This is a genomic window from Exiguobacterium sp. s102, assembly GCF_018618635.1.
In the GTDB taxonomy this organism is placed as follows: Bacteria; Bacillota; Bacilli; order Exiguobacteriales; family Exiguobacteriaceae; genus Exiguobacterium_A; species Exiguobacterium_A oxidotolerans.
In genome coordinates this window covers 695131-711663 of the sequence record NZ_JACSML010000002.1, presented here as the reverse complement: position 1 = coordinate 711663, position 16533 = coordinate 695131, and the positions used below count along the sequence as shown (strand labels likewise).

Here is a 16533-nt window from a genome sequence, read left to right as displayed (position 1 = left end):
GTCTTATATTTAAATAAAGATGGAGATTAGATGATGCCAAAACATTCACTCTCAGCAGGTGCCGTCGTTCTTGATGAACACGGAAAAATTCTGCTCATTAAAGGACCAGAGCGAGGCTGGGAATTTCCAGGTGGGGTCATTGAACTAGGAGAAACCATCGAGGACGGAATCATCCGTGAAGTGAAAGAAGAATCCGGAATCGATATTGAGGTGACTCACTTTTGTGGCATCTATCAAAACATAAGCCAACATGTTTGCGCGACCTGTTGGCTGGCAAAAGCAGTCGGTGGGACACCGCAAACGAGCAGCGAAAGTCTGGAAGTCGGCTTTTTCAGTTTAGAAGAAGTTCTAGACATGGTGACCTGGTCAAATTTCAGTAAACGGATTCTTAAAATATTAAACGAAGCGGAACAACCCTTTTATGTCGCTTTTTGAGGCCCCCTTCACTTCACCGTTCCGAGAAGACAGCATATAGACAATGAAGTGCTCCGAATTAGAGCATCCATCGCCCCAAATCATTTGGCCAGATGGATGTACTTTGTTTACGGTACCAGCATTTGCTTTTAATTCGATGATTTTAATAATCGACGGCTTCCCTGACCGCCCATCTCTGATGCGCATGAAATAACTTATCCGTATCTTGAAGACTAAGCCACGTCGGAAGATGATCCATTTCGACTGCCGCTAGTGTCAACTCGAGTAACGTCACTGTGTAAAAAAACGCATCGTTGAGGATTGCTTGTCCGTTTCGTGCTATCAAATACTGTTTGGCCCCTCCTATCGGTGCTTCGATACGAATCGTATAACCCGTCTCTTCTAACAGTTCTCTGTGAAGTGCTTGCTCCGGTGTTTCACCGACTTCTCTCCCACCTCCGGGAAGGAAGAAATGTTGTGAATTAGTCCGAACGCTTAGGTATTTTGTTGTTCCTTATCAACGACAACAGCATATACGCTCGCCTTGTTTTGATAATGCATCCCTTCCTGCTTCAGTCCGAAAATCGGAATCTCTTTTTCAATATTCGTTTTAGACTGTCTCATTGATGATCTCCTTTATACATGTAATGTTATTTCAAATAGAATTCGTGATATACAGCTTTATACTAACTATAGACCATTTAAATCCGTTGAGAGGTGAACTGAAACGTGCATGATTTTTTCGAAGTACTGAATTATGTAAATAAAATCATTTATGAACCCAATCGTTTACCATTAGAGAGGGTTCAAGAAGAACCACAAAATGCGAACTATGGTGCTGGGACTTTTAAAATATTTTCCAAAACCGTTCGTTTTCGGATAGGACATGTAACGCCTACAAAACTAGGGCAGTTTGTGGTCTTTTGGGAAAAAGACGACAACAATAAGAATCAGCCCTATCGATATGACGAAGCCCCTGATTTATTAGTCATCACGACTTTTAAAAATGAGACAGCATTCGGACAATTCATCTTTCCGAAAGAAGTACTTCTTCAACAAAATGTTCTTTCATCTAATGCAACAAAAGGAAAGATGGCGATGCGTGTTTATCCAAGTTGGGATACACCAACAAGTAAACAAGCCATCGCAACTCAAAAATGGCAGGCACCATACTTTATCGATATGTGCGATGCTAGTGATTCGTTAAATGAGGAACTAGTTGAACGTTATTCGCTTTAATTTCCCGAAAACCCTTTTTTCATCGATTCATTTCATTTTAAAAAATCAATTGATTCGGTACTATCCAGACTGTTTAATTAAATTTCAGACATTTTGTGCCATACTAAGGAGATTGAAAAAGGAGGAATTCAATTGTCATCTCTCATGAAAACAATCGCATCCCGGATACAGTTTCCACTTGACCGGCCGATTACGTTTGACGATTTACCATCTCTATTAGAAGCATTCGCCTACCACCTGCCATTTGATAATCAGGCCGTCCTCTCGAAACGGACGTTACCTTTTAACGAAGCACGCCTTGAGCAGACGTTCGTCACCAATCAAGCCGGCGGTGTCTGTTATGATTTAAATCACCTGCTCTATGAAATCTTGCGGATTCAAGGATTTGATGTCGCGCTCATCAAAGCGACCGTCTATGACAATGAACACGAAGTCTGGTCGGCGACCGGTCCGACCCATGTCGCGATTCTCCTCCAGCATGCAGGCGCGACGTACCTCGTCGACAGTGGGTTCGGAATCAATCTCGCCTTACGCCCTGTTCCATTGACAGGTGAGACCGTCCTTTCACCAAGCGGCAGCTTCCGGATTGCCCCGAACGGTGCCGGGTACCAGCTTGAAATGCAGCGGACGGGTCTCGACGGCGCGTTCATCATCGGCTACCATTTTTATACCCAACAGACGCTTTTGCCGGATCAGCTCGCAGCGATCGAACAAATCATCCAGCAACATGCCGCCTCCCCGTTCAATAAACGGAGTTTACTTGCCGTCCGGACGGAAACCGGGCACCGGATTTTGACGGAACAAGCCTTGACGACTTGGGCGGATGGAAAGAAAACGATCCAACCCGTCCCGTCAGACGAACAGTATGCGAGTTGGAAAAAGGAGCTGTTCTGATCGTGCAGGACGTACCCTACCCGTATACGCTTTGTCTGGTCCGTCAAGGCGATCAGTTCCTCTTGCTCAACCGGCAAAAGCAGCCGGCGATGGGAATGTGGAACGGTGTCGGCGGTAAAATCGAGCCTGGTGAAACTCCGTCTGCCGCTGTCATCCGGGAGACGTTCGAAGAGACGGGAATCATGCTGTCACAAGTCCAGTTCGCCGGTACCGCTGTCCTACGCGCCGAACAGACCGTCGGCATCTACCTCTACCTCGCCGACTTACCGGATGGTCAAACGCTTGCGACACCGCGCGCGACGCGCGAAGGGATTCTCGACTGGAAATCGCTAAACTGGATTCTTAATCCGGACAATATCGGGATCATCAGTAACTTAAAACACTATTTACCGAACATCTTAAGCGGTCCACCGCGTCAACACACATTCACCTATAAGCAGCATCAGTTACTCGATTATTCGACGACCGTCTTACCTGCGGACGCGTTGCACCTCACATACTAAAAAAACTGCGTCCTTCATCCCGGAGACAATCGTTGTCAACGGAATGAAGGACGCAGTTTTTTAATTGAACCCGAACAGTTGAAGCCCCGTCACGATCACGGCCACCATCACGATACCGGGCAGGAGATTGGCGACCCGGATTTTTGTGATGCCGGCAAGATTCAACCCGATCGCCAAAATCATCACCCCGCCGGTCGCCGTCATCTCGACGATGAACTGTTGCAGGATCGCATCGGGAATGAATTGTGTAATCGCGACGGCACCGAGCGCAATCGCCCCTTGATACAGAAGTACGGGAATGGCGGAGAAGATGACGCCGATGCCGAGCGTCGAACTGAGGACGAGCGCCGTAAAGCCGTCAATCAGTCCTTTCGTATATAATACGTCGTGATCCTGACGCAATCCGCCGTCAAGCGCCCCGAGCACACCCATCGCGCCGATGACGAAGATCAGCGTCGCCGTGACGAATCCTTCAGCGATGTTTGACGGACGACCCCGGCCGATTCTCAGTTCAAGCCACTCGCCGAGCCGGTTGAGCTTTTCATCGATCCGCAACCATTCGCCAAGCGCCCCACCGATGACGAGACTGCCGATGACGATTAAAAAGTTCTCACTTTTCAACCCCATTTGGACACCGAGCACGACGACGGCGAGACCGATTGCCTGGACGACCGTTTCTTTCGTCCGCTCGGGAATTCTGTGAAACAGGAGACCGAGTAACGTCCCGACGATGATCAGTCCTGTGTTGACAAGTGTTCCTGTAAGTACCATCCTTGTTCCCTCGTTTGCTAAGTTATTTTTAAATTAAGGTAGTTGAAATAAAGTCAATCCGAGATGACGGTTGGACTGGCTTGCCGAAAACTGTGGAGTGTCATCCCAAGCATGACGAGGATGATACCGAGCAGTCCGAGACCTGACGGAAATGCCGCGTGTAAAAAGACGGCTTCTCCGAGGACGGTGAACAAAATTTCGAACGATTGTGTCGCCTCGATTGTCGCGAGCCGGACGGGATCACGATGGACGAGCGATGTCGCGTAAAAGAACAAGGACGTCGCGACGACGCCGGAAAAGATTGCGACGAGTGCCGACTGTGATACTTGTGCCATCGAAGGGAAGCCACTCGAACGGTATGCGAATGCCGTCAAGATGAACCAAAACGGAAGACTCGCAAGCGTCATCCCGAGAATCCGGTCGAACACGTCGAGTTGGTCGCCGTAACGCATGAGCATCTTCCGGTTCCCGAGCGGATAGGCGACCGCTGCAATCAGGACCGGGACGACACCGTACAGCATCGATGACAGGCTGACGTTCTCCGCGACGGCAAGTTGCATGACGATGACGCCGGCGACGATGACAAGGGAAAACCGTAACGCCGTCCAGGGAATCTTCTGGTGAAACAACGGCGCAAGCAAAGGACCAGCAAGGATTGTCAGTTGCCACGTCCCGGCGATCAACCAACCGGGCGCATAATCGGCAGCAAAACAAATCCCGCTGTAAAAAATGCCGAAGCCAATCGTCCCGTAGATGAGCCAAAATTTCGGGTCTTCACGGAGCGCCCGGAAGACGTGTCCGACCCGCCGGCGAAAAGCGACGATTATAAACAACAACGGCAGCATAAAATAAAACCGGAGTGCCGCACTGTAGATCCAGTGCCCCCCACTTCCTTGCATCGATTGGTTCAGGATGAAGGTGACGGCAAAAAACAATGCCGCCAAGGTACCGAGTACGAGCGGACGCATTTTCACTCCTCCTTCAGTGCTGCGATGATATGGCGACCGAGCCCATTCCAGTTCTGCCTCGTCAACCGGACGAGTAAATCGACATCCCGCTGTTCGCACGCTTGAATGATCGCATCGTGGTCATCTGCCGACGAACTGCCGATCCGGCTGAACTGGGCGAACTCCAGCCGGCGGACGAGCGGCGTCAAGCGACTCAACGTTTCAGTCAGTTGCTGATTCTGACTTGCCTGTAAGAAGACATGATGAAACGCATCATCACATTGCATCGCCTCGAGGGCATCCTCCTGACCGATCGCCGTCCGAAATTCGCTATTCAGCTTGCGTAACGTCTCTAACGTCTCCGGCGTAATGTGCGGAAACGCCAGTTGACTCGCGAGTCCATGGAGCGTCGCGACGATCGGAAACGTCTCGCGTGCCTGCACCACATCCAGTGCCGTCACGTTCGTCCGTGAACCGGGTTTAAAGACGACGAGTCCCTCCTCTTCCAGTTTTTTCAGTGCTTCCCGGACCGGCGTCCGGCTGACACCGAATTGTTCCGCCAGTTCCAAATCGTTCAATTTTTCACCCGGCGCCAGATCCAAGATGATGATTTGTTGCTGCAAGTGCTGATACACTTCCTGACTCAAGGAAGTCCGCTTGATTTTAAGAGCCTTTTTTGAGTTATCCATAAAACTAATATATTGCATATCAATACTGATTGCACCTGTTTTTTTCAATTATCAGGAAAATTTAATTCACTACCTTGTATTACAAGTTATTGAGTGATAAACTATATTTACCTTGCAATACAAGATAGTGAAACGAGGAATTCATATGTCATCTACTCAAATGTTAAAGGGCATTCTTGACGGCTGTCTCCTCGCCTTGATTGCCGAAGAAGAGGTCTACGGTTATGAACTGGCGACGAAACTTGCGACCTATGGCTTTGCTGACGTCAGCGAAGGAACGATTTATCCGTTATTGATGCGGATGCAAAAATTGGGTTGGATTGAAGCAACGCAACGGGTCTCACCGAGCGGACCGAAACGAAAGTATTATGCCATCACTTCGGCAGGACGCGACGAACTGACCGCTTTCTCGGCACGTTGGGAGAGACTCTCGACAAGCGTCAACCAAATTTTAAAGGAGGAATGATGAATGCATCCCTTATCCACTGAATCAACTCGTTTTTTAGACGACTTAAAGATCTATTTGTTAGCTTCCGGAAAAAATGAACAGGCGACGCAAGACATCGTCAGCGAACTCGAGGATCACTTGCGCGACGCTGAGACGGACGGCAAATCGGTCAAATCCATTACCGGCGGTAGTCCGGCTGCTTACATCCAGTCGATTTCGAACGAACTGGTCTTTGATTGGAAAGGATTGCTGCAAATCTTCGGGCTTGTGTTAGTAGGTGGATCCAGTTTTTCGTTTTTTCAACAGCTCTTTAATGGTTCCGTCTCCTACAGCGCCATTCTCTTATTGAGTTTTGCGAGCGCAGTTGCATTACTCATCGTCTGCCTCGCGCTGATTTTGCGGTACCTGTCGACGCATCCGGTCAGTCCTGTCCGTCAAAAGGTGTTGTCCGGACTGTTCGGCGGCTTATTTTCAGTCAGTATCTTGGTGACCGTTTTTGCCGACCGCTTCATCGATTCGCCGACCGTGACGTTTTCGCTCCCTGTCAGTTATGCGATCGGGTTGCTTTATCTCGTCGTCATCGTCTGGTTATCAGTTTCGTCAGGGACATGGGTCATCGCCATCGGACTCGCTGCTTATTTTTTACCACAATTTGTCTTACATCAGACTGGAGTCAATGGAATCATCGTCATTTTGAGCAGTTATCTCATTTCGATGATCAGTATGAATCTGTACTTTTTCTTACCGATGCTGCTAGCGAAACGACAGATCTAGAAGTGATTTAGTTCACAAAAAAATGGATTTTATTAAAAAGGAACCCTTCATTCTTTTACACACTTTTTTGATTGGAGATGAAAAATGAACATAATGAACATTTGGGATAAAGAAGACGATTATGGTATTCTCGCACCTTTATCGGAAAATGAGGTCCATCAAATTGAAACTGAACTACAGGTGACATTCCCGGAAATTTTTCTCACCTTGTTAAGAGATCAAAACGGAGGTACCATCCTGTATAACACTGTTTCGGTAGATTTTGAAAACACATGGTCTGAGCCTGGAGATGCGAGTTATTTACCAATCCGTTATCTCGAAGGGCTCAGCTACGAATCGTTCGTCAAATCGACGAAGCATATATTACCGGAATGGGATGTCGTAGGCAAACATGTCATTATTGGTGACGGCGAAGGGATTTATTTTTACTACTTAAACTTTGATCATGATGATAAAAATCCATCCATCTGGTACCTAGACATTTCAGATGCATCCACACGCGAAGTCGCTCCAACCTTTCAAGATTTTCTATCCCGCTGGCTGATCCAAGAACCAGACTTAGAACCACTAGATCTTGATGCGTTTTATGCGAGTTATCCTTCAGTTGAAGAAATTAATCAATATATTCAAAGTGAGGATACTGACACCGTTTTGGATGCATTCGCTTCTTGGATGACCATTGGTCTAGAACAAGAACAATTAGTTCATGAACTGATGAAACATATTGATAAAACGAAAGATTCCGACATCCTTGACTCTCTTTCCCAATACTTGACGCATTTAGTTTTGAATACAAGTGCAAGCTTTTACATTTCAAAAGAACAAGTTGCACGACTATTAGAATCAAAAGGGGTTAATACTAATTTAAATATCTATATTAGCTGTTTACGATCTGAAGATTAAAGTGAATTGAAGGAGGACTGACTGATGCCTGAAGATTTTTTATTTTTAGTGATCATCGTTTCTTTAGTCATTTGGATGACACTTTCAAAAGAAGTATTTAAACCTTCACAAGAAATCAATCGCCCGAAGATGTTGATCTTATTGTCTGCTGGATCTTTTTCTACTTTTATCCTGATCATTGTACTTTTGCAGTCATAAATACATCGCGATAGAGGTGAGTTAGCTTGAAAATCAAAACGTTTCTCCTTTCCTTCATCATTGTCTATCTAGTACTTAGCCTGCCGGCACTGTTCGGGATCGGATTTGTCATCGACTGGGTCCCTGAAGCGACCTTACTTCAAAAAATCAACGGTTACGTCCTCATTGGATTAACGGATAACTACTTGTTCAAATTTGTCATAGCAGGCCTGATTAGCATCGTCCTGCAACTGGTTATGTCTAAACGTCAGCGAAATTAAATCAGGTAGCAAACAATGCATCGGGGGAATTATATGAAACTTTATCGATTCACAAAAGAGACCGGGAAAAAAATCACAAAATTAGACTCTGATTTTGTAATGTCGCGGATCACGCAGACAGAGAAGCCCGTTCATATAGGGTGTGTCCATTTAGATGTCGCCGGGTTAATTGGTTATCATCAAGCGGTTGTTCCCCAGTTGCTTTTACTTGTGAGCGGGGAAGGCTGGGTTAGAAGTGAAGACGATACATCCGTTAAAGTCCAGAGCGGTGATGCCGTGTTTTGGGATAGCGGCGAATGGCACGAAACCAGAACTGACAGCGGATTGACTGCAATCGTTATCGAAAGCGAAGAGTTGATCACGTCTTCCTTGACACCGTTAGAGCGATTACAGGTATGAAACAAACATGAGCATTGATTAAAAGAAGGCTGTCTGACAGGGAGAAAAAAGTTCCACTTCCCCTCCGTCAAACAGCCCTATTTATTAAAAGTCACTTTCTTCAATGCCGATTTTTTCGAATTAACGTTCCATAACCTGTTCCTGCTGTTGGATATGGCTTATGTCTGCTTCTAGCACAATTTTAAGCTGATTCTCAACGCATTCAATAACCGACAAGGATGTATCCTTTATGAATGGAGGTGTTGACCATAACTTTTCTAGCGGTTGCTTTTTTAAAGTAGCCAACAACATTTTAATGACGACTGTGTGCGTGACAATTAGAACCTCTCCTGTTTGATGTCGACTTTTCAGTTTCTCAAAAAATGCAAGAACACGTCGTTTCAGCTCAAAGAAGTTTTCACCCGTTTCTGATATATACAGATGTGGCGCATTCCAAAAGTTGAAATAGGCTTGCGGATAGTTCTCACTTAACACCTGTCTGTTTTGCCCTTCCCAGTCCCCAAAATGTATCTCTTTTAAATCCTCCTCGATCACAAACGGACACGTCCGTCCCTGCATCATCAATCGAGCCGTACATAAACTTCTTTCACTCGGACTGGAATAGACCGTTTGAAATGCGATAGACTTCAGCCTTTCACCTAACTGACAGGCATTTCTTTTTCCTTTTTCAGTTAACGGTGAATCCGACCAGCCTTGCAGCTTCTGTTCTATGTTCCATTCGGTTTCGCCATGCCGCGTCAGATAAATCGTCAGCATGTTAGATCCTCCGGTACGTTTCGCTTGCGTTCCGCTTCATACCGCTCCCGCGTCCATTGATACAACCGGCTCGTCACCGTCCGCCCGTCAATCCGCTCCATGACGAACGGTCGGTCGAGCACGTGGCGGAAGCCCATCTTTTCGATGACGCGTTGCGATTGTCCGTTAAAATCAAAATGGGCAGACCAGACGATCTCCATCTCAAGCTCCACAAAAGCGACAGCAAGTGCCGCGTCGACAATCTCAGGCATCCGTCCCTGTCCCCAGTAATCAGGGTGCAGGACGAATCCGAACTCGACTTGTTTTTTGCCAGCCAGCGCCTCGACTGGTCGGCGCGTATGCATCCCGAAGCTGCCGATGACCTGGTCCGTCGCCCGGTCGACGATTGCATAACCATCATTCGCTTCCTGAAACATCGTAATGACGGCGCGGCTTTCGTCGATGGACGCGTGCGGTGCCCAGCCGGCGTTCGGTCCGACACGCGGATCTTTCGCATAGGCATATAAATCTTCAGCGTCACTCATGCGCCAGCGTCGTAACCGGTGCCGCTCCGTTGTCAATTCCTCCATTTTATCCACTCCTTTTGGATTACGAGACGTTTCGTTTCGTCTCGACGACTTCTTTCATGTAAAGACCCGAATACGCTAAGACCAATCCGAGGAAGACAATCAATCCGATATAGACACTCATCATGAACGGGGCTAGGACCGCTCCGAGGATGATCGTCGAGCGTGAAATCAAGTCGGCCCCGGCGTGGGACGTGCCGGCAAAGGCCGAATAGGCGCCGCGTTTATCTTCCGGCATCATGTTCGCTTTTTCAGCGTTTAACGTCGGGGAATACAACAATTCCCCGATCGTCGCGATGAAGATGAACGTCAACAGGACGGTCATCGAATTCGCACTCGTGACGGTCATGTAGCCGATCAGGTATAACGTTAGTCCGGCGACAAGTGCCTTCCGGCTTGAAAAACGGTTTGCGAGCCGTTGGATGAAAAACGTCAGACAAACAACGAGAATCGTATTCTCGATGCTGATCAGGCTGACCATCCGGACGCCGTTGACGAGGAGATTGCCGACTTCGACGGTCTTGAACTCGTCCGCCAGCCGGACAGCGACGTAACTGCCCATCGAAAATTCGGCGGCGAGGATACACATCGAACCGAGCACGACCTTGACGAACGGGCGGTCGCGCCAGGCGATCCGGTAACTGTTCGTGATGTCGGTCAGGACGGAACGGAACGGCTGCTTCCGCCAGACGTGTTTCGATTCGTCGAGCAGGAAGTGATACGCGACCGGCAAGAGGAGCGACGTACACGTCAATAAGCTGAACAGGAACAGTCGGTTGCTGACGTAGAGCCAGCCTCCGAGTGCCGTCCCGAGTGCAATCGAGAGATTGATCAACCAGTAATCGATCGCATAGACCGCCCGCCGATTGTCCGGCGTCGTCGCGTCAATGATGATCGCCCCCATCGCCGGTCGCCCGATGTTACTCGTGACGGTAAAGATGGCGTAGGCAATCGTGAAGGCAATCATCTGATTGACGGCAAGACTGATCGTCATCGCAAGGAACATCAAGCCGGTCGCTGTCGTCGAGAGGACGAGCAACCGTTTTCTCGGGAAACGATCGGCGAGGTACCCGCCGATCAATCCGATGAAGAAACTTAAGAAGACGGTACTGATTAAAAACAATCCGGCGACGACAGCATTAAACGCGTCGACGAACAATAAGGCCATGAACGGCATGATGGCGAATGACACCGTCCGGTTAAAAAAGGATGTTACGAGTCTGACTTTAATTGGTTTAGGTATATCTTTCCATTTCATATTGTCACCTTCCATTCTCTACCTGTATGATAAACAAGACAGATTGATTGAAAAATGGACATCTTCATAAATTAATGTCCCCTTTTAAAGGAAGGAGCAACTGATGGAAACTTATCTCTTTACGTTATGGAAAACCTGTCGCGACGGACACTATACGATCCAGCACCTCGCCGATACGGTTCATTTGAGTCCGAAACAATTCAAACGTTATTTGAAGCGCTGGCAAGACGACGGTTGGCTTGATTATACGAGTGGTCAAGGGCGGGGACATTTGTCGGAGCTCGTCTGGTTGCGGCACGTCGAGCGCGAACTGGCCCGTCAGCTGCTCGAGCGGATCGACCGGGAATCGATTGACGCCGTGACGGAACAGCTCAGTTGGGACTGGTCCCCTGCTCAGACCGGGCGGTTCATGCGGCGGCTCGAACAAAAATTTGGTTATGTCCAAACGGCATCCGACGCTTTACTCATTCCGCGGAAACGCCCCTTCTTGACGGCACATCCGCTCGAAGCAGCCGATATCCATAGTGCCCACCTGGTCCAAAATGTCTTTAACCGCTTGTTTTGGATTGATGAAGACGGTCTGCTTAAAGGGGAACTTGCCCATCACTATGCTTGGCAAGGCAACACCTTGTCGCTTTATTTACGAAAAGACGTCCGCTTCCACGACGGTTCACTGATGACGAGTAAAGATGTCACAAAAAGTTTACGGGAACTGATCGCCTTTCCTGCTTACGCCTGGTCGTATCGCCACATTGAACAGATTAAATCGAACGGACCGTACCGGGTCGACCTGATCCTTGACCAGCAACGGAACTCGATTTTACCGAAGCTTGCGACACTTCACACGAGCGTTCATAAAGAAGGAATCGGGACCGGTCCGTTTCAACTGACGCAACAGGATGATAAAAAAACCGTCTTACAGGCGTTCGCGAATTTTTACGGTGTCCGTGCGTTACTCGACCGAATCGAGTTCATCCAGATGCCGGACGCCTACGATCCGGTTTACCGGACGTCGTTATCGGAATCGAGCGCAACCGGGACGATTGCCACCCAGTCCGGATTCGGCTTGATTTTCTTGAATCCCCGTCCGGGCGGCGCCTTCGAAAGCGTGGAGGCGCGGCACTACATCCACCGTCTGATTGCTTCCGTCCGCCCCTTCATCACCGAGTGCAACGAGCGCGGTACACCGAACGTCCGTGGGTTTCTCGGCGAGTTTAGTCAAGAATATGTTGTTCCCGATGGACCACCCGTCACGTTCGACCGGCCGATCCGGATTAAACTGACGGACTTCACGGAAAACGTGACGTACTGGTTATGTGAGATGTTCGACCGCCAACGCATTCCTTATGAATTCGTTCCGGTCGGATTCAAAGAAAGTATTACCAATCTGCATGCCTTCGCTGACATCGATCTCGCGATCCACGCGGAAGTGTTTGAGCGCAACTTGACGGTCGCGTTCCATCAGTTCTTAACAAATGAATATTCTCCGCCGGCCAAGCTGTACCGCCAGATGCCGGAGATGGAACGGCGTATCCAACAGTACGACGACACGCCGTTCGAAGACTGGATGCCGCTCCACCAGTCGTTCGAGCGCTACGTCATCGACGCCTCCTATTTCATCCCGCTGTTTGATGATACGCGGCTGATTCCTTATCCGATCGAGCTGCAGAACCTCGTCATCGATTCGTTCGGTTACCTTGATTTCTCAAAACTTTGGATTCCGACTTGACCGCTGACACTAGTCAGTGGTTTTTGTCCGTTTCTTGACGAATCGATGGCACATTTGTGACAAGATTCACTTTCTTTTTTTAATCTAGTATTTAATATGTTGTATTTACGGGCGAAAGCTCTAATACTGTGGGAGAATGAACTGAAAAGGAAGTGGTCTTATGTTAAACGCAACAACGATTCAACTCATCAAGTCAACTGTCCCTGTTCTCGCGGAACACGGACCAGCGATCACCCGTGTCTTTTATCAACGTTTATTTGAACGGCACCCGGAGATGACGCACATCTTTAATCAGACGAACCAAAAAACAAACCGTCAGTCGCAAGCCCTCGCTCACGCCGTCTATGCGGCAGCTGCGAACATCGATCAACTCGACGTCTTAAAACCAACGCTCCTGCCCGTCCTACATAAACACCGGAGCCTGCAAATCAAACCGGAGATGTACCCGATCGTCGGGACAGAACTGTTGCGCGCGATTGAAGAAGTCCTAGGTGACGCCGCAACTCCGGCAATCATCGACGCGTGGGGACTCGCCTATCAGGAAATCGCTGATTTGTTCATGACGCTTGAAGCCGAACTTTATGCACAAGACGAACAGGCAAAAGGCTTCACTGGATATCAGACCTTCACGGTGACTGCAATCACTGAAGAAGCGTCGGATATCAAATCGTTTACCTTGCAGCCAACACATGCCTTGACGTTACCGGCCTTTACACCGGGACAATACGTGACGCTCCGAATCAAAACGCCGGCAGGACTGTGGCAAAACCGGCAGTACAGCTTAATCAATCGCCCTGGTGATGCGTTTTACACGATTGCCGTCAAACGCGACGGAAGCGTGTCGAAGCAATTGCATGACGCAACAAACATCGGCGATACGGTCCTGCTCAGTGCACCGGCTGGCAATTTTGCGTTACCGGCTGGTCAAGCACCCGTCGTCCTGTTCGCTGGCGGGATTGGTCTGACACCCTTGCTCGCGATTGCCGATGCAGCACTTGCGGCAAGTCGGTCCGTCACGCTCCACGTCGCGATTCAAGATGACCGCGACCGCGCCTTTTCGACGCGTCTCGCAAGCCTGGAAACAGCCGGTGCAACGGTCATCCGTTATGCGGAACGGCATGCGCAAACAGGGACGACTTCCGGTCGATTGACGGAAGAAGTCATTCAAAACGTCGACAAGTCTGCGATCGCCTTCGTCTGCGGACCGGAAGCGATGATTCGGTTCGTCGCGTCGAACTGGCAAGGAGCGACGGAGCAACTGCATTACGAAGTATTCGGACCAGTGCTTGCGTTTGAGGCGGAAGCCATCGGAGCAAACTAATCGAATAATCGACTGAAAAAAGACCGTTTCGACTGTGATTTTCGCAGTCAAAACGGTCTTTTTCCTTTCAAATTCAGTTATCTTAATAGTAATAGCGCTATGTCCGCTGAAGAATTTAATTTTTATGTTTGTTTCTGGCTACGCAGCTAAAATAAGAAGGAGACGAGTACAGTATGCGTGATAAACGGTTCGTGTTGAAAACAAAACAACACCTCAGTGGAGGGATTATCAAAATCGTCGTCGATACGCAGACCGGCGTAAATTATTTGATGACAAGCGGTCTCGGGGTGAGCGGAATGACCCCCTTGCTAGATCAGGATGGTAAGGTAGTCGTCGATAAACGTTAAGCTTGTACCTATCACAAAACAAATTTCATCAAAGCCGCTTTAAAAACTTCCGTACGTCACGCTTCGACGACAAAATGACGACGTTTTTCTCATGTCGCACTTCGTCAAGCTGGCGTAAGACACCCGGTCGCCGCGCTTTCGGATACTGCCAGACCCACTTCAGGAACTGCCAGCTGAATTGTTCGATGCAGCCTTCCCCCATGTCCGGCCGTGTCCGGTTGCGGTACTTCAGATTACGTTTGACGACCCGGTACGCACAAACGGTCCGTGGCATGTCGAGAAAGATGATCGTATCGGCGGCGTCAAGCCGCATCCCGAGTGTTCCGCCGTAGTTTCCGTCAAGGATCCATTCCGGTTGTTCCATCAACTGCCGTTGCACCTCTATTTGCTCGTCCCGTGGGATGGCAACCCAATTCGGTTTCCAGAACAACGCATCGAGATGTGACACCTTAATCCCGGTTTGTTCATGCAATTGACGTCCGAACGTCGATTTCCCCGAACCGCCGGAACCGATGATGATAATTTTCTTCATGATTCTCCCCCTAAAATTTCGCATAAAAACAGACTGCCGGCTTACGGCAGTCCGTTCATTTCTTCATATTATTCTACTTCAATTCGTCGCCATAACAGATTCAACAACACCGTCATCCCACTAATCGGAATTAAAAATAACAATGCTATCATCATCAGACCATCCATCGTCGCTATCCCCTTTTGTTCTTCTTTTATCAAGTGTACTGCGAAAGAAAGCGCTCGCCCTCCACCTTAAGACCGATTTCCTTATCCTGCCTTGTCCTGACTGATATTACTAGCTGCGTGACGTGATGTAAGCATCAAGAATACGGCACCGACCAGTCCTGAACCGCCGAAAAACAGAAAAACGTGTTCGATTGACAGGAAGGTCGTCATATAACCGGATAAGACGTAACAGACCGCAGAACAAAGTGTCGAGACGGCGACCATCGCCGAGCGGACCCGTCCGAGCAGTAAATCCGGCGTTGTCTGCTGGAGCAGCGTCGAAAATGGAATCCCGAATAGACTGAGGGCAGCACCCAGTAAAAAGAGCGCGATGAAAGCGAGCGACACGGTATCCGTCCAGCTGAGGGTGATGATAAAGAGGCCTTGTAATAACACGGACAGCCGGAACAGTCGACTGTGGGCGACTTGTTTCGCGAACCGGGCATAGAGCAGCGACATGAGAATGCCACCGATGACGAGGGCGAGTTCCAGTACCGAAAAGGTTTTTGCTCCGCCAGCGACGACGTCTTTCGCGAACGGCGCGAGTAACGTATTCGCGGGTGTAATCATCCAGTTGGCGATGACGGCGAATCCTAAGATTTGCATCAGTTGCCGGTCTTGTTTTAAGTACGTCAGTCCTTCTGTCAAGGCGTCGATGTACCGGTTCTGTTTCCCTTCTCCCCCGGGTGCAGCAGGCTTGATGGACAGGAGCAACAGCCATGCTGCGCCATGCAGGACGGCTTCCATCAGTAAAATCGTCTCGATGGAAAAGCTCGCAATCAGCACGCCGCCAATCAAGAGTCCGCTTAACGTCCCGATTCGGTCGAGTGTACTCAAGTAGGCATTCGCGACCGGTAGACGGTCTGCTTCGACAAGTCGGACCACGACTTTGAATGCCGTATTTCCGCCAATCGTCTGTAAAACCGTCTGAGCAATCAATAATGCAATCAACAGGACGATTGAACCGGAAAACAGTTGCAAGCCGATTGCTGTCAAAACTAATAATCCCGTCCGGACGGCAACCGTCCCCTTGAGTAAGCGGACCGGGTCGACACGATCAATCCACGGACCACTAAAGGTCGCGACGACGAACCGTGTCAAAAAGACGGCGCCAATCAACAGGGCAAGCTGAAATGCCGTCAACCTTTCTGCACTCGTCCAGTAGATGGCGATATAGGAAATGCTCGCACCGACGACGGCCAACAAATCAGACAGATAAAAATGGCGAAACACCTTAGGCACGTCGTTCCCTCCTTGATGAGATGTAACTCGATGCTTTATTTTACACTTATTTACATATCCTGTCGAAATGTTTTTTGACTTTTACAAATTCAAGACGGGGCGACATCTGGATGTCATCTAGAAGTCAAATTGTTATG

The 16533-nt window shown here is 48.8% G+C and carries 22 protein-coding genes and 1 pseudogene; 13 read left to right on the top strand and 10 right to left on the bottom strand.

From position 1 onward, the window contains the following. Positions 1-30 precede the first annotated feature (30 nt). Positions 31-435, top strand: coding sequence for an NUDIX hydrolase (locus tag KNQ02_RS08765; RefSeq protein WP_214808033.1), 405 nt, complete (start codon positions 31-33; stop codon positions 433-435). Positions 436-577: 142 nt separating this feature from the next. Here KNQ02_RS08765 and KNQ02_RS08760 read toward each other — a convergent pair. Both KNQ02_RS08760 and KNQ02_RS15720 read right to left on the bottom strand, forming a co-directional pair. Continuing rightward, positions 578-880: pseudogene (locus KNQ02_RS08760) on the bottom strand (NUDIX domain-containing protein); the annotation flags it as partial. A 29-nt stretch (positions 881-909) separates the two neighbouring features. Beyond that, positions 910-1038 (bottom strand): hypothetical protein, encoded by a 129-nt coding sequence (locus KNQ02_RS15720; protein ID WP_256441643.1) that lies wholly within the window; start codon positions 1036-1038, stop codon positions 910-912. Between the two features lie 105 nt (positions 1039-1143). On the opposite strand from KNQ02_RS15720, the gene KNQ02_RS08755 reads away from it, so the two are divergent. The 3 genes from KNQ02_RS08755 to KNQ02_RS08745 all read left to right on the top strand — a co-directional run bounded on the left by KNQ02_RS08755 (position 1144) and on the right by KNQ02_RS08745 (position 3050). Beyond that, a complete protein-coding gene (locus KNQ02_RS08755) occupies positions 1144-1653 on the top strand; it encodes a MepB family protein (protein ID WP_088836992.1) in 510 nt (169 codons plus the stop codon). Between the two features lie 132 nt (positions 1654-1785). Further along, positions 1786-2547: an arylamine N-acetyltransferase family protein gene (locus KNQ02_RS08750; RefSeq protein ID WP_251135045.1), complete on the top strand. Its 762-nt coding sequence runs from the start codon at positions 1786-1788 to the stop codon at positions 2545-2547. Positions 2548-2549: 2 nt separating this feature from the next. Further along, the gene (locus KNQ02_RS08745) at positions 2550-3050 is read left to right on the top strand and encodes an NUDIX hydrolase (RefSeq protein WP_214808031.1); all 501 of its coding nucleotides are present in this window, start codon (positions 2550-2552) and stop codon (positions 3048-3050) included. Between the two features lie 60 nt (positions 3051-3110). On the opposite strand, the gene KNQ02_RS08740 is transcribed toward KNQ02_RS08745, so the two are convergent. The 3 genes from KNQ02_RS08740 to KNQ02_RS08730 are packed head-to-tail and all read right to left on the bottom strand — an operon-like array spanning position 3111 to position 5457. Then, a complete protein-coding gene (locus tag KNQ02_RS08740; protein ID WP_088836990.1) occupies positions 3111-3821 on the bottom strand; it encodes a DUF554 domain-containing protein in 711 nt (236 codons plus the stop codon). 53 nt (positions 3822-3874) lie between these two features. Next, positions 3875-4789, bottom strand: a complete 915-nt coding sequence (locus KNQ02_RS08735) for a DMT family transporter (RefSeq protein WP_214808030.1) — start codon at positions 4787-4789, stop codon at positions 3875-3877. A 2-nt stretch (positions 4790-4791) separates the two neighbouring features. Beyond that, positions 4792-5457 carry a GntR family transcriptional regulator gene (locus tag KNQ02_RS08730; RefSeq protein ID WP_214808318.1) on the bottom strand — a complete coding sequence of 222 codons (666 nt, stop codon included), beginning with the start codon at positions 5455-5457 and terminating at the stop codon, positions 4792-4794. A gap of 145 nt (positions 5458-5602) precedes the next feature. On the opposite strand from KNQ02_RS08730, the gene KNQ02_RS08725 reads away from it, so the two are divergent. From KNQ02_RS08725 to KNQ02_RS08700, 6 genes are all read left to right on the top strand, one after another. After that, positions 5603-5923, top strand: a complete 321-nt coding sequence (locus KNQ02_RS08725; protein WP_214769383.1) for a PadR family transcriptional regulator — start codon at positions 5603-5605, stop codon at positions 5921-5923. A 3-nt stretch (positions 5924-5926) separates the two neighbouring features. Further along, positions 5927-6679, top strand: a complete 753-nt coding sequence (locus KNQ02_RS08720; RefSeq protein WP_214804735.1) for a hypothetical protein — start codon at positions 5927-5929, stop codon at positions 6677-6679. 84 nt (positions 6680-6763) lie between these two features. After that, positions 6764-7582: an SMI1/KNR4 family protein gene (locus KNQ02_RS08715; RefSeq protein WP_214808028.1), complete on the top strand. Its 819-nt coding sequence runs from the start codon at positions 6764-6766 to the stop codon at positions 7580-7582. A gap of 24 nt (positions 7583-7606) precedes the next feature. After that, the gene (locus tag KNQ02_RS08710) at positions 7607-7780 is read left to right on the top strand and encodes a hypothetical protein (RefSeq protein ID WP_214769391.1); all 174 of its coding nucleotides are present in this window, start codon (positions 7607-7609) and stop codon (positions 7778-7780) included. Between the two features lie 26 nt (positions 7781-7806). Continuing rightward, positions 7807-8040, top strand: a complete 234-nt coding sequence (locus KNQ02_RS08705) for a hypothetical protein (RefSeq protein WP_214804737.1) — start codon at positions 7807-7809, stop codon at positions 8038-8040. Positions 8041-8073: 33 nt separating this feature from the next. Continuing rightward, the gene (locus tag KNQ02_RS08700) at positions 8074-8439 is read left to right on the top strand and encodes a cupin domain-containing protein (RefSeq protein ID WP_214808026.1); all 366 of its coding nucleotides are present in this window, start codon (positions 8074-8076) and stop codon (positions 8437-8439) included. A gap of 120 nt (positions 8440-8559) precedes the next feature. Here the strand turns inward: KNQ02_RS08700 and KNQ02_RS08695 are convergent, their stop codons facing one another. The 3 genes from KNQ02_RS08695 to KNQ02_RS08685 are packed head-to-tail and all read right to left on the bottom strand — an operon-like array spanning position 8560 to position 11019. Beyond that, the gene (locus KNQ02_RS08695; RefSeq protein ID WP_214804739.1) at positions 8560-9195 is read right to left on the bottom strand and encodes a histidine phosphatase family protein; all 636 of its coding nucleotides are present in this window, start codon (positions 9193-9195) and stop codon (positions 8560-8562) included. Further along, positions 9189-9764 (bottom strand): GNAT family N-acetyltransferase, encoded by a 576-nt coding sequence (locus KNQ02_RS08690; RefSeq protein ID WP_214769399.1) that lies wholly within the window; start codon positions 9762-9764, stop codon positions 9189-9191. Before KNQ02_RS08690 ends, KNQ02_RS08695 begins: the two co-directional genes overlap by 7 nt. A gap of 19 nt (positions 9765-9783) precedes the next feature. After that, a complete protein-coding gene (locus KNQ02_RS08685; RefSeq protein ID WP_214808024.1) occupies positions 9784-11019 on the bottom strand; it encodes an MDR family MFS transporter in 1236 nt (411 codons plus the stop codon). 103 nt (positions 11020-11122) lie between these two features. On the opposite strand from KNQ02_RS08685, the gene KNQ02_RS08680 reads away from it, so the two are divergent. From KNQ02_RS08680 to KNQ02_RS08670, 3 genes are all read left to right on the top strand, one after another. After that, on the top strand, positions 11123-12748 hold the full coding sequence (locus KNQ02_RS08680; protein WP_214765834.1) for an ABC transporter substrate-binding protein: 1626 nt from the start codon (positions 11123-11125) through the stop codon (positions 12746-12748). 160 nt (positions 12749-12908) lie between these two features. After that, the gene (locus KNQ02_RS08675) at positions 12909-14069 is read left to right on the top strand and encodes a globin domain-containing protein (RefSeq protein WP_214808021.1); all 1161 of its coding nucleotides are present in this window, start codon (positions 12909-12911) and stop codon (positions 14067-14069) included. A 173-nt stretch (positions 14070-14242) separates the two neighbouring features. Beyond that, on the top strand, positions 14243-14416 hold the full coding sequence (locus KNQ02_RS08670; RefSeq protein WP_214804747.1) for a DUF6440 family protein: 174 nt from the start codon (positions 14243-14245) through the stop codon (positions 14414-14416). 28 nt (positions 14417-14444) lie between these two features. On the opposite strand, the gene KNQ02_RS08665 is transcribed toward KNQ02_RS08670, so the two are convergent. Next, a complete protein-coding gene (locus KNQ02_RS08665) occupies positions 14445-14948 on the bottom strand; it encodes a DNA topology modulation protein (RefSeq protein ID WP_214765830.1) in 504 nt (167 codons plus the stop codon). Positions 14949-15196: 248 nt separating this feature from the next. Further along, the gene (locus KNQ02_RS08660; RefSeq protein ID WP_214808018.1) at positions 15197-16396 is read right to left on the bottom strand and encodes an MFS transporter; all 1200 of its coding nucleotides are present in this window, start codon (positions 16394-16396) and stop codon (positions 15197-15199) included. Positions 16397-16533 lie beyond the last annotated feature (137 nt).